Annotated in this window: 12 protein-coding genes; 4 read left to right on the top strand and 8 right to left on the bottom strand. The window is 67.7% G+C overall.

The genetic code is table 11. From position 1 onward, the window contains the following. Position 1: 1 nt before the first annotated feature. The 4 genes from AC6CHX_RS06775 to AC6CHX_RS06760 all read right to left on the bottom strand — a co-directional run bounded on the left by AC6CHX_RS06775 (position 2) and on the right by AC6CHX_RS06760 (position 3,249). Entirely contained in the window at positions 2-346 is a 345-nt protein-coding gene (locus tag AC6CHX_RS06775; protein ID WP_498272176.1) for a PadR family transcriptional regulator, read from the bottom strand. 223 nt (positions 347-569) lie between these two features. Next, on the bottom strand, positions 570-1,340 hold the full coding sequence (locus AC6CHX_RS06770) for a LysM peptidoglycan-binding domain-containing protein (RefSeq protein ID WP_498272175.1): 771 nt from the start codon (positions 1,338-1,340) through the stop codon (positions 570-572). Positions 1,341-1,390: 50 nt separating this feature from the next. Then, positions 1,391-2,029: a response regulator gene (locus tag AC6CHX_RS06765; protein ID WP_029263193.1), complete on the bottom strand. Its 639-nt coding sequence runs from the start codon at positions 2,027-2,029 to the stop codon at positions 1,391-1,393. Further along, complete coding sequence (locus tag AC6CHX_RS06760) at positions 2,017-3,249, bottom strand: sensor histidine kinase (protein ID WP_498272174.1); 1,233 nt, start codon at positions 3,247-3,249, stop codon at positions 2,017-2,019. The genes AC6CHX_RS06765 and AC6CHX_RS06760 overlap by 13 nt, the downstream gene beginning before the upstream one ends. A 108-nt stretch (positions 3,250-3,357) precedes the next feature. Between AC6CHX_RS06760 and AC6CHX_RS06755 the strand changes: the two genes are divergently transcribed. From AC6CHX_RS06755 to AC6CHX_RS06740, 4 genes are all read left to right on the top strand, one after another. Further along, positions 3,358-4,125 (top strand): ABC transporter ATP-binding protein, encoded by a 768-nt coding sequence (locus AC6CHX_RS06755; RefSeq protein ID WP_498272173.1) that lies wholly within the window; start codon positions 3,358-3,360, stop codon positions 4,123-4,125. Then, on the top strand, positions 4,125-6,656 hold the full coding sequence (locus tag AC6CHX_RS06750; RefSeq protein ID WP_498272172.1) for an FtsX-like permease family protein: 2,532 nt from the start codon (positions 4,125-4,127) through the stop codon (positions 6,654-6,656). The genes AC6CHX_RS06755 and AC6CHX_RS06750 overlap by 1 nt, the downstream gene beginning before the upstream one ends. A gap of 424 nt (positions 6,657-7,080) precedes the next feature. Continuing rightward, a complete protein-coding gene (locus AC6CHX_RS06745) occupies positions 7,081-7,362 on the top strand; it encodes a helix-turn-helix domain-containing protein (protein ID WP_498272171.1) in 282 nt (93 codons plus the stop codon). Positions 7,363-7,398: 36 nt separating this feature from the next. After that, a complete protein-coding gene (locus AC6CHX_RS06740) occupies positions 7,399-7,971 on the top strand; it encodes a PIN domain-containing protein (RefSeq protein WP_498272170.1) in 573 nt (190 codons plus the stop codon). A gap of 13 nt (positions 7,972-7,984) precedes the next feature. Here AC6CHX_RS06740 and AC6CHX_RS06735 read toward each other — a convergent pair whose 3' ends face one another. The 4 genes from AC6CHX_RS06735 to AC6CHX_RS06720 form a co-directional block, all read right to left on the bottom strand. Beyond that, entirely contained in the window at positions 7,985-8,431 is a 447-nt protein-coding gene (locus AC6CHX_RS06735) for a hypothetical protein (protein ID WP_498272169.1), read from the bottom strand. Between the two features lie 194 nt (positions 8,432-8,625). Further along, complete coding sequence (locus tag AC6CHX_RS06730) at positions 8,626-8,838, bottom strand: hypothetical protein (protein ID WP_498272168.1); 213 nt, start codon at positions 8,836-8,838, stop codon at positions 8,626-8,628. A 181-nt stretch (positions 8,839-9,019) separates the two neighbouring features. After that, positions 9,020-9,436 (bottom strand): hypothetical protein, encoded by a 417-nt coding sequence (locus tag AC6CHX_RS06725; protein WP_498272167.1) that lies wholly within the window; start codon positions 9,434-9,436, stop codon positions 9,020-9,022. 462 nt (positions 9,437-9,898) lie between these two features. Then, positions 9,899-11,485 (bottom strand): LuxR C-terminal-related transcriptional regulator, encoded by a 1,587-nt coding sequence (locus AC6CHX_RS06720; protein WP_498272166.1) that lies wholly within the window; start codon positions 11,483-11,485, stop codon positions 9,899-9,901. Positions 11,486-12,034: the final 549 nt, after the last annotated feature.

Genomic DNA, 12,034 nt, shown 5'->3' with positions numbered 1-12,034 from the left:
GTCAGTTCTCCTTGTTCTCGGTGTTGCGCTTTTTCAGCTGTTCGATGTGCGTCTTGAGGAAATCCCAGGTCTTCCAGAACTCCTCGAGCTCCTGCCGGCCCTGTGCGTTGAGGGTGTACACCTTGCGGGGCGGACCCTTCTCGCTCGGAACCTTCGCGACGTCGACGAGGTTCTTCTGCTCGATGCGCACGAGGAGTGCGTAGATCGTGCCCTCGGCGATGTCGGTGAAGCCGTGGTCTCGGATACGTGTGGTGATCTCGTATCCGTATGCCGGCTGCTCGGCCAGGAGGGCCAGGACGATGCCCTCCAGAGTGCCCTTGAGCATCTCGGTCATCTGCTTGCCCATCAGGTCCTCCTTGCGTTTCGGTTGGTACTCAGTGTTGCTGGGTACCGGTACAAAGTAACACTGAGTACCGGTACTTAGCAACACCGAATACCAAACTTTTTTCGGAGGCGGATGCCGAGACCCCGGGTACGCGTCGAGACCCCGCCCTGCGCACGACGGCAGGGCGGGGTCTCGACGCCAGGGCGGGGTCTCGGCGAACGGCCCGCGGCGAACGGGGGCGCTGCTACGGGAACATGCGGCGGAGCAGAGCGAGATCGTCGTCGCTCAGCGCCTGCGTGATCACGGCCGCCGTCTCCGGGGGCATGTCCTTCTCCAGACGCTGCCACAGCAACCGCGCGGCACCCAGGTCTGCGGTGGCGACGGCGGTCGAGAACGCCGCCACACCGTCGTAGTACGGGATGGTCGAAGACCCTGGCTCGGCGTTGTAGGGCGAGTAGATGTCGACGAACGGCAGCGTCGGATCCGGGCGCAGGTAGAGCACGTCCCCGGGCGCGATCGTCTCACCTCCACGCACGTGGTTGTACATGCCGACCGTGACGTAGTCGACGCAGAAGCGCTCACCGATCGCGATGAGGCTGTCGCCGGCCTGCACTTCGTACGAGAAGATCTCGCCGTCGGCATCCAGGGTCACGGGTCCGCGCGCCAGCTCCGACTCGCCCATGTCGACCAGCTCGCCCAGGAGCTTCCCGTGCATCGGGTAGCCGTCGTCGCTCCCGATGTTGATGAACGCGTTGGTGGTGCAGTCGCCCGGTCCGCCGGCGGGAACGCTGATGCCGTCGCCGAGGGAGACGAGGTTCTCCCGGGCCGGATCCTCGGCGTCCGCGGGACCCGAGGTGGGAGCCGTGGAGGGCTCGGAGGCGAAACGCTCCGACGCCCAGGAGGCGACGCCGAACACCGCGGGCGCGGCGCTGACCACAGCGGGGGCGGCGGCAGCGACCAGCCCGGCGACGGCCACGACGACGACGGCAGCGGTGATCTTGGTGGAGCGTTTCATCCCCGTCAGCATGGCATCGACGCACGCTCGAGCACCAGAGCGGATGCCGGTCAGGTGCGCAGATACGCGAGCACTGCCAGCACGCGCCGGTGCCCGCTGTCGCTGGAGGCGAGCCCGAGCTTGCCGAAGATGTTGCCGATGTGCTTGCTCACAGCCGTCTCGGTGACGAAGAGCCGCCCGGCGATGGTGCCGTTGTCGAGGCCCTCGGCCATGAGCCCGAGCACCTCGCGCTCCCGCGGAGTGAGCGTCTGCACCGGATCGTCGGCGCGACGGCGGCTCATCAGCTGCGAGATCACCTCGGGGTCCATGACCGTGCCGCCGGCGGCCACGCGGTTGAGGGCGTCGATGAACGATGCCACCTTGCCCACCCGCTCCTTGAGCAGATAGCCGAGGCCATCGGCCCCGGCCGCGAGGAGTTCACCCGCGTAGCGGTCTTCGACATAGGCCGACAGCACCAGCACGGGGAAGCCGGGTCGGCGGGCACGGGCCTCGGCCGCGGCCTTGAGTCCCTCGCTCGTGAAGGTCGGCGGCATCCGCACGTCGACCACCGCGGCATCCGCCTCGTCGAGTCGCTCCAGGAAGCCTTCGGCGTTGTCGACCGCGGCGACCACGTCGAAGCCCTCGCTGCGCAGCAGCAGCGCCAGGCCCTCGCGAAGGAGGGTGTCGTCTTCGGCGATCACGATCCGCATGGCAGCTCCGCTCTCAGGGTGGTGGGTCCGCCGGCGGGGCTCGACAGCTCCAGCGTCCCTTCGAAGGCCTCGATGCGACGACGGATGCCGGCGATCCCGCCGCCCGGACGCTCCACGGCTCCGCCCACACCGTCGTCCTCGACCGTGATGAGCAGCACCTCGCCCGCGCGCGCGACCTCGACGGATGCCCGCGTCGCCCCGCTGTACTTGCTGACGTTCGTGAGGGCCTCGGCCACGACGAAGTAGCTGGCGGACTCGACGGCCGCCGGCACACGTCCGACGTCCGCGGCCTCGATCGTGCAGGGCACGACGCTGCGTCCGGCGAGTGAGGCGAGAGCGCCTTCCAACCCGAGCTCGTCGAGGATCGGCGGATAGATGTCGTGCACGGTGCGGCGGAGCCCGGCCAGCGCATCGGTCGCGGCATCCTGCGCTCGCCGCAGCGGTTCGAGCACGTCGCCCCCGGTCTCCTGCGCGCGCTCGGCGATCCCGAGCATCATCACGACGTTCACCAGACGGTTCTGCGCGCCGTCGTGCAGGTCGCGCTCGATGCGCCGGAGCTCGGCGGCATGCGCGTCGAGAGCGGCGGCACGGCTGAGGGTCAGGGCGTCGACCCGAGCGGCGAGGCGCGACTTCTCGGGCGTCGCGAGCAGCTGGGCGGAGACGAAGGACACCAGGCGAGCGACGGCCGGGATGAGGAAGACGGCGAGGATCCCGTACGCCAGAGCCACGAGCGGCATGGTCGCCGCGAGCTCCCACGAGGTGACCGGATACACGGCGCTCACGGGGTCGTCGGCGGGCGCGAACTGCCAGTAGTAGGTGATGGCGAGCGCGTTGACCGCCGCGACCGGGAGCGAGATCGTCAGCAGCGTGAGGAACAGCACCGGGATCCCCTGCACCGCCAGCCACAGCACGTCGCGACCCGTGGCACGCGAGAACGCGAAGCGCAGACGGTCGTCGATGGTGGATGCCGGCGGGAGCACGTGGCCGATCGGCGCCAGCTCCTCGCCGCGGTAGGCGCCGACGCGACGGCGGCTCAGGTCGGTCCACCCGTGCAGGCCCCGCACGGCCTCGGGCATGAGGAGCACACCGCCGGTGATGATCATGAGCGGAAGAAGCGCGATCCCGAGGCTGAGGAACACCACGGATGCGATCGAGACACCGGCCTCGATCGCCAGGTATCCCCACGCGCGCAGCCAGCGTCGCATCCGTCCGTCCTTCACTCTCACAGTCTGCCGGAGCGGTCGCGGCGGCACGGTATAGCCAGCACCACCATCGATGCGGCAGCGGGCGGGATGGGATGCCGGATCGGCCGTCCCTAGCGTCGAATCATGACCCCCACACCACTTGCCCCCGCCGTCGAGGCGGGCACCTCCGAAGCGCTGCGCCTGCAGTCCGTCGCCAAGACCTACGGTTCCGGCGCCAGTCGCGTCACCGCCCTTCGCGGCGTGAACGTCGCCATCGCGAAGGGCACCTTCACCGCGATCATGGGCCCTTCCGGCTCGGGCAAGAGCACGCTGCTGCACAGTGCAGCCGGACTCGACCGGCCGAGCAGCGGCACCGTTCACCTCGGCGGAACCGAGATCTCGAGCCTGAAGGCGCGTCAGCTCACGGCTTTCCGACGCGACCACGTGGGCTTCGTGTTCCAGGCGTACAACCTGCTGCCGGCCCTGAACGTCGAAGACAACATCACGCTCCCCCTGCGCCTCGGCGGTCGGAGCCTCGAGGCGCGCTGGCTCGACTTCCTGCTCGACGCGGTGGGGCTCACGGAGTTCCGTCACCGGCGCCCCACCGAGCTCTCCGGAGGCCAGCAGCAGCGGGTGGCGATCGCACGCGCCCTCATCACGCGGCCGCACGTGGTGTTCGGCGACGAGCCGACCGGCGCCCTCGACTCCCGCTCGGGCAAGCAGGTGCTCGACCTGCTCGCGCACACGGCGCGTGAGCTGAACCAGACCGTCGTGGTCGTGACGCACGATCCCGTGGTGGCCTCGCACGCCGATCGGGTGATCTTCCTCGCCGACGGCGCCTTCGCGGGCTACCTCGACGGCGCCGACCCGGCGCAGATCAACGACCGCATGAGCGCACTGGGGGAGTGGTGATGTCCGGGCCGCTCACGCTGGGCCGACTCGTCCGGGCGGATCTCCGTCACCACCGCGGCAGCTTCGTCGGCGTCGCGGTCGCGGTGCTCGTCGCGAGCGCTCTGGTGACAGGACTCGGAGTGCTCGTCGAATCCGGGATGCGCGGCGGCCTCGCGCCGGAGCGCTATGCCGCGGTCGAGGTCGTCGTGGGTGCGCCGCAGCAGGTGGACGTGCCGGAGGACCTCCCCGTCCCCCTGCGGGAGCGCGCGGCGCTGCCCGCCGATGCGGCACGGGACATCGCCGGGCTGCCGGGGGTGGACCGCGTCGTGGTCGACGTGACGGTGCCGCTCGCTCTGCAGGGCGCAGGTACGGATGCCGGTGCCGCCGCATCCGCCGTCGTCGAGGCGCACCCGTGGGAGGCCACGGCGCTGACCGGCTTCGAGCTGCGCGAGGGGCGCGAGCCCACGGCTGCCGATGAGGTCGTCGTCTCCGCCGGCAGCGGGCACGGCGTGGGCGACACGGTCGTGCTTGCCCACGGTGGCGTGCCGTCGGAGTACCGCGTGGTCGGCGAGGTCGCCGCTCCCGTGGCGCCCGAGCGGACTGCGCATGCGTTCCTCACGAAGCAGCGCATCGACCAGCTCGACCCGCACGGCGGCGCCGCTCAGGCTCTGGGCGTCTTCATCGCCGGGGACGACCCCGAGCAGACGGCCACCGCGATCCGCGAGGCCTTCCCCGACCTGGTCGCCCGCACGGGAGATGCCCGCGGCGACGTGGAGTTCCTGGACTCGGGGGCGGCGCGTTCGATGCTCGTCGCCATCGGCAGCGCCTTCGTCGGCACGTGCATCCTCGTGGCGATGTTCATCGTGGCGGGCACGTTGTCGCTGTCGGTGCAGTCGCGTCGACGGGACTATGCGCTGCTGCGCGCCGTCGGTGCGAGCCCGTCCCAGGTGCATTCGCTCGTGGCCCGCGAGGTGCTGTGGGTGGCTGCGGTCGCCGCGGTGCTGGGCATCGCGCCGGGATACCTGCTGTCGACCGTGCTGCAGTCGGCGTTCGTCACCGGTGGCGTCATCCCGGGCGACTTCGCCCTCGCGTTCAGCCCGCTTCCCGCGGTCGGCGCGGTGCTGCTCGTGCTCGCCTCCGCCTGGGGTGCGGCGCGCATCGCGGCGGCTCGGGTCGCGAAGCTCGACCCGGTCGAGGCGCTGCGCGAGTCGGCCACCGGCGCTCCGGCGATCGGTCTGCCGCGCATCATCACGGGCATCGTGCTCGCCGCCGCCGGCATCTCGGTGTCGACGGTGCCGCTCGTGGTGCGCGGGCAGATCGCGGCGGGCGCCGCGGCCGGTGCGGCGATGCTGCTGATCATCGCGCTCGCCGTGCTCGGCCCATGGCTCGTGTCGCTGAGTGTCCGCCTGATCGGCAGCGTGCTGCGTCGACTGTCGTCCGCGGGGTTCCTGGCGTCGGCGAACGCCACGGCGAACAGCAGGCGCCTGGCCTCGGCGATCCTGCCTATCGCTCTCGGCATCGGGCTGGGACTCGTGCAGATCGGGGCTCCGTCGATCATCGCCGCCGAGGCGGCGACGCAGGCCACGGCCGGCGTCATCGCCGACCTGCGGGTGACGGCGCCCAACGGGCTCTCGCCGGAGGCCGTGGAGGCGATCCGCGAGACCCCGGGCGTGACCGAGGCGTCGGGCATCGCGCTCAGCGCGGCAGTGATCGATTCCCACGACTTCGAGGGGAAACTCCAGCGCGAGGAGCACGTGCTCCAGGGCATCGATCCGGAGCGAACCGGGAAGAGCCTCGACCTGCGCGTGCGCGAGGGGTCGCTCGCCGACCTCGACGGCGCTACGACGGTGGCCGTGAGCACGGATGCCGCCCAGAGCCTCGGGCTCGACATCGGTGGCACGGTCACCGGTCACCTCGGCGACGGTTCGCCGTGGGAGGCGACGGTCGTCGCGGTGTACGAGCGCGGTCTCGGGTTCGGCGACCTGACGATGGCTGCTGATGACGTCAGGGCGCACACCACGGCCGGCCTGGATGCGTTCGCGCTCGCGACGGTCGAGTCGGGATCCGTCGACGAGGTCCGTGCGACCCTGGCGGAGCGCGGCTTCGTCGTGAGCGACGGGTCGGGTCAGGAGGCCGCGGGTGCGGGTGCGCAGTCGCAGCAGGGCTGGGTGAACCTCATCGCGCTGCTGGTGATCCTCGGCTACATCGCGATCGCTGTGATCAACACGCTCGTGATGGCGACGGGGGAGCGCTCGCGGGAGTTCGCGCTCATGCAGCTGATCGGCTCGTCCCGCGGGCAGGTGCGCTCGATGATGCGGATCGAAGCGGTGCTGGTGGCCGTGATCGGCATGGTGTTCGGCGTCGTGGTGGCGATCCCGCCGCTCATCGGGGTGAGCATGGGCATCTCGGGTCAGCCGATTCCCGTGCTGCCGGTGCTCGGCTCGCTGACCATCATCGGTGCGATGGGTGCCCTCGCGCTCGTGGCGCTGTGGGCGGGAACCACCGCCGCCATGCGCACCCGTCCGATCGACGAGATCGGATCGCGGCAGTAGGCGCGCGCGGCACGACACAGACGGCGGGGAGCATGCCGTTCGACACGCTCCCCGCCGCCGTCGAGATCGCGGCGCATAGCCGCACAGGAAGGCACGCAACTTTCGCAACTTTCGCAACTTTCGTTTTCAAGTTAGGATAGCGGTCCATCACATCATCAGTTGTCGATGACTCGGAATGAGGAGCAGCATGACCGTGCGAGAACAGAACGCCCCTGTCTCTCCCGACCCAGGACACGCCGCGAGTATCGCTTCGCTCCTGCGTTTCATGGAAGAGCACGAAGCTGCGCATGGTCCGCAGCACGGAGAAGCAGTGCGACCTCAGTTCTTCCTCAGCGGCTCCGGCGAACACGATCGGGTCGAGATCAACGAGCAGCTGTACGGAGTACTGAAGCAGGCGGTTGAGGCTCTGAACCGAGGACAGTCAGTGAGCATCGCCGCCAGCGACCAGCAGATCACGACACAGCAGGCCGGCGAGATACTCGGCATCAGCCGACCGACTGTCGTGCAGCTGATCGAGACCGGAGAACTGCCGGCGCACGTGCCGGGTGCCGTGAGGCGAAAGCTCCTTCTCTCGGACGTCTTGGCTTACCGGGACAAGATCCATGCTCGACGAACGGCGTTCATCGCTGAGAGCGCAGAGGAATTCGGCGATCTCGACCAAGAGGAGGCGAAGGACCTGCTTCAAGAGGCGAAGAAGACGCGCTAGCCGATGGGCGTCTGAGGTGTGTGTCACACTCTCCGGGTGTACAAGGCCGTCCTCGATACCTGCGCACTCGTCCCCGGCTTGCAGCGCGACTTCCTGTTGCAGCTCGCGGCCGAGAATGCCTACGCGGCCGCGTGGGGCACCGGGATTCTCTTTGAGCTCGACTACGTGCTGGCTCGAATCTATGAGAGTCGCGGCATCGGCCCCGAAGAGAGTGAACGCAGGCGCATCCATCTGTTCGATCGTATGAGCGCCGCGTTCCCCGGGTCCACGATCGAAGCTGCCAAGGACCGCGTCTACGACTATGAGCTGACGGACCCAGATGACGCTCACGTCGCCCACGCTGCGATCCTCGGGAAGGCTGATGCGATCGTCACCGACGATGGCCGGGCAGGCTTTCGGACGTCGGGCGCTCTTCTTGCGGCCAGCATCGAGACGCTTTCCCCGGCTGAGTTCGCCGCCAATGCGGTTGCTGCCCACCCGGAAGCCGGGTTGCGCGCGCTTAAAGTGATCGCCGAGCGTCGCAGGACGACCCCGGCCGTCCTGCTTGCGGAGCTCCGTGACCGATACGAATTGGACGACGTCGAAGCGACCTTGGGGGGTCTTCTCTAGGTCTCGATCGCGATCACGCGTTCACCGTCTTGTGCTCCCGACGCGGCGGTGGACGCAGATGCATCGTGGCCAACGCCAGAACGAAGAGTGAAGGCACGAAGAGGCGATCGTCCGGCGCGTAGCCATCCGTGGAAGGCCACTCGGAGTCGGCGTAGTGAACGGGTCCGGCGTCGCCCATGAAGTACGACACGACCATTCCGCCGACTCCCAGGACGAGGAGCGCGACGAACCACATCCCGTGGCGGAACCACCACCGACGGGCCGGGCGCACGATGCGCAGAGGAAGGCCGATCACGAAAGCCGTGATCGTGATCAGGGCCGATCCGACGGCGAACCCGACGACCTGCAGCCCTTCCGTGTACCCGGACGCGGTGATCGCCCAGAAGGCGATCGCGTTGTACGTGATCAGACCGGTGAGAAAGATCTGTACCGCCAACAGGCCCCAGTCCCGGGTTGCCATGGTCGTCCCCCTCGGAACTGCTGTGGCGGACTCCACGGGCTCGAGCTGATTCTGGGCGGGCACAGTCGAATCGTATGGCTTCGTCGGCGGAACGCGAGCCCTATCGAATGGCTCGGGTGCTGCCCGGATCAGACGCGCGTCCCCGCCGCGGTCAGCGGATGAAAAGGTGACTGCCTTGCACTCCGGCGAAGATGTCAGATTCCGTCGTTGATAGGTGATCGAGGAGAGAGCGCGGCGCGGACCAAGAAGAAAGCCCCGATCAGCCATCCAGCCGCAGCGAGGCCGCCGTGGCGAGGAAGACCACGACAGATCGCGACCGCCGTGATGAGCGCGGATGCGAGGGCGATGATCGTTCCTGCGTGCGCGAGGCGGCCGAGACCATCAGCGAGAGCAAGTGTGGTCTCCATGGGCCTTCTTCCTGAACTGTCCCGATGATTCGGTGCACCTGGGGGAGACGGCGGGGTCCCATCTCCCCCAGGTGCTCGCCAGCCTCGGGGTGGGTGGCGGTGAAAGCTCGGGCCTTCATAGAGAGGATCATCTTTGCGGTGAATCATCACGGCAAAGCTCGACGATGGCGCCGAATGGAGACTATTGACGTCTTTGATGCGAGATTTCAGCCTGTGTGCCTATGGGAAGAAGCGCGCGTCCGAAACGGGTCTTGTGGATGGTGATCCATAGGGCGGGAAGCGTGACCGCCGCCGCGATCGGAATACCCCATAGGGATATCGGGACGGCCGCGAGTGCTGCGCCGCATGTGCTGATCATCCAGGCGCCGCCGAAACCCCAGCGCGCTACCGGAGTATCGCGGAGCACCCCGGCCGTCACCAGCACAAAGGCGGCGGCCGCTCCGAGCGCGGCGAAGAGGGTGAGGCTGCTCATGGCCGCCAGCGTCTGCTCGACATCTGCGTCGACGACCTCCGTAACGAGGGCCTCACTCGATGCGCGCCAACGCGCCACTGCGAGCGGACCCGAATCAAACCAGGAGATATCCAGGGTCACGCGCATCCTTATCCTTTCTTCTTCGTGTCGTGCGCTCTATAAAGAGCGCCGCACAGGGATATCGTGACGCGGCGCCCTTCAGCGGGGTGGGGAATATGAGGTGGTCAAGGGAGTCCGAGAGGCACACGGGCCGCCGGCCCCAGCCCGGCGGCCACATCGCCCCTCCCTAGAAGAGAGCTCGGCTCCTCCCCACGAGCAGCCGAGCTCCATCGCTCATCGTCACGCCCCATGGTGTCGATTCGCATTAACCATGAGACGACGGATCGTGCCGATCATCACGACGTGCCGAGGGTGAATCGGGGGTGAAGTTCTCGGCAACTGTGCGGGCTGGTCCTACTCTCAGGACTGCGGTGGACCCCACACCGACCGGGTCACGCATGGTCTCCCCACGGCAACCGCCGTCCCTCTGCGTGACCCGAACCGCGAAGCATGTCGTTCCGCGCGCTCAGGGCTTTTGGGCAGCTCGCGTCAGAGCAACCCGAGTTCATAGGCCCGTGCGATGGCCTCATCGCGGGTGTTGACGCCGAGACGACGGTAGAGACCGCGCGCGTGCGTCTTCATGGTGTTCAGCGAGAGGTGCTGCTGGGCGCCGATCTGCCGGAGGGTGAGCCCCGACTCCAGGCCCCGAAGGACACGCATCTGCTGCTCCGTGACCGATATCGTCTGCGTCTCCATGAACATAGCGGCCGGTGAGTTCTCTGACGGATCTCGCTGTATCGCTTGGTCTTCGGCGGAGGGAGTTGATGCCGCGATAAGTGCGAGCCCCGTGCGCAGAGCTGTTTCTCGGAGCTGAGCTGCGTCGTGGGATATGTCCTCCCCCCGCCGAACGCAAACCGCGGCCTGAACAGCCAATGCCTCCATCCGGGCCCGCGTGGAGTGCTCCTGATTCAGCACAGATGCCGCGTAGCGAGAAGCGGCATCATCGTCGCCCAACGCCAATTCGATGCGCGCTCGCGCGGCGTGAGCCAGCGGATGCTCGGCATGCGGTTCCAGGCTCTGCCGCGCAGGATGGGCGCGGCCCGTCGCGAGGAGAAGCTCGGACTCCACCATCGTGATCAGGGGGCCGAACGTCGTTCCCGGGCCCAACCAATCCCCGTATCGAGCTTTGTCTCGCCGCACGGAAGCAACGGCACCGTGTCGGTCTCCCCACGCCAATGCGTTGCGCGCCCGGGCATAGGTGACGCCAGGTCCCCAACTCTGTTCCGCGTTCACCGGCTGATCGAGCAGAGGGAGAAGGTCGTCTGCCTTGGTCTTCTGAAGCGCCTCGGTGGCGATCAGGCTGCGAGCGATATCCGCGCTGAGGGCGATACGTGGCTCCAGCCAGCCCTTGATCTGCGGAGCCATGTCATAATCGCGCAGCCAGAAGGTTGCCTGGTCCAGGTCGCCCGCCACGGCGAGGAACAGTGCCATCTTCCCTGCCGAGTCTCGCCTGACGAACTCCGTGCGCGCGTCGGGGCCACGCTCATGTGCATCGCGCAGGGTGATGAGGGCCCCGGGAATATCCTCTGCCAAGCCGCGAGTGATGCCCGCCTGCAGAAGCGCGTTGGGGAGACGAGAAGTCAACAGCGCCGGTTGATGAACGAAGGCGATCCGGCCATAGTGCTCGGTGAGTTCAGCGAGTTGCAGTGCCCGGCTCATGCGTCCGCGGACACGAAGAGCGATCATACGCCCGGCGATCACACTGAGGAGGTTCAACGCACGCGGCGACCGCGCAACTTCCTCCATCCCCGGAAGATCGCTGACGTGGGGAAGTGCCGCCTCGCCGAGCATGAGATCGACTTCATCGGCTGGCGTGTGAAGGCGGATATCGCGTACTGCGGCTGCCCGCACGTCAGAAGAAAATGCCGCCAACGGGATCAGTCGAAGCGCTTCATCGAGAAGCCCGTTGTGTTCATCCAGCAGCTCTGGCCAATGTGCACCCACCAGCCGGACAGCACGTGACCAATCTTCCGCGGCAAGCGCGTTCCTCAGCTCGGGTGGGACGAGGTCGTCCTGAGATACCTGAATGGTGAGGAGGGCGCCATCCTCGCGGAGACTGTCAGACCCTGTCATCATGCGTATGGCCGATCCTTCTCAAGTGCTCACTACGACGATAGTCGTCGCATCGAAGGGGCGGCGCACACGACGTCCGCACTCGTAGCCTCTTCTCCCTCCGAGGCGACGTATGCGATCCCGAAGCGGCCGGCTCAGGGAGCCTTGTTCTCTACGGTGAGCCGCCCTCGTGCGCGTTCCAGGGTCTGAGTTTCCGCGTTCCACCGCACCGCGGTCACACCATCTTCAAGCGCTAACCTCAGCGCCGATTCGACACCCGTCACCGCTTCGTCCCCCAGGGTGCGGGCCTGAACGAAGTGACGCCATTCTGTTGGTTCCCATTTGACGCGTCGCCCCCAGGGCAGGACGACGACAGTCGCCACAGCGAGAGCTTGCTTTTCGACTTGAGCCCCACAGACGCTGCAGATCCACGTCGAGTCCGGCCGAGAAGCCCACGGGGTCACCCCGCTTCCAGGGAGGAGTGCCTGGCGTAGTCGCTCCATCGGTGAGCGCACGGCAGGCTCTCGCCGGTCATGTTGCGGGACTTCACGAATCGAGCTTCGGGTCTTCGCC

Source organism: Microbacterium sp. GQ128 (genome assembly GCF_059758615.1).
The sequence above is the reverse complement of the archived record's forward strand: the minus strand, read 5'-3'. Positions and strand labels throughout refer to the sequence as shown.

What these genes read in the sequence shown, in the direction of transcription:
- AC6CHX_RS06775 (WP_498272176.1), bottom strand. Translation starts at nt 346, where the DNA reads ATGGGCAAGCAGATGACCGAGATGCTCAAGGGCACTCTGGAGGGCATC.
- AC6CHX_RS06770 (WP_498272175.1), bottom strand. Translation starts at nt 1,340, where the DNA reads ATGAAACGCTCCACCAAGATCACCGCTGCCGTCGTCGTCGTGGCCGTC.
- AC6CHX_RS06765 (WP_029263193.1), bottom strand. Translation starts at nt 2,029, where the DNA reads ATGCGGATCGTGATCGCCGAAGACGACACCCTCCTTCGCGAGGGCCTG.
- AC6CHX_RS06755 (WP_498272173.1), top strand. Translation starts at nt 3,358, where the DNA reads ATGACCCCCACACCACTTGCCCCCGCCGTCGAGGCGGGCACCTCCGAA.
- AC6CHX_RS06750 (WP_498272172.1), top strand. Translation starts at nt 4,125, where the DNA reads ATGTCCGGGCCGCTCACGCTGGGCCGACTCGTCCGGGCGGATCTCCGT.
- AC6CHX_RS06735 (WP_498272169.1), bottom strand. Translation starts at nt 8,431, where the DNA reads ATGGCAACCCGGGACTGGGGCCTGTTGGCGGTACAGATCTTTCTCACC.
- AC6CHX_RS06730 (WP_498272168.1), bottom strand. Translation starts at nt 8,838, where the DNA reads ATGGAGACCACACTTGCTCTCGCTGATGGTCTCGGCCGCCTCGCGCAC.
- AC6CHX_RS06725 (WP_498272167.1), bottom strand. Translation starts at nt 9,436, where the DNA reads ATGCGCGTGACCCTGGATATCTCCTGGTTTGATTCGGGTCCGCTCGCA.
- AC6CHX_RS06720 (WP_498272166.1), bottom strand. Translation starts at nt 11,485, where the DNA reads ATGATGACAGGGTCTGACAGTCTCCGCGAGGATGGCGCCCTCCTCACC.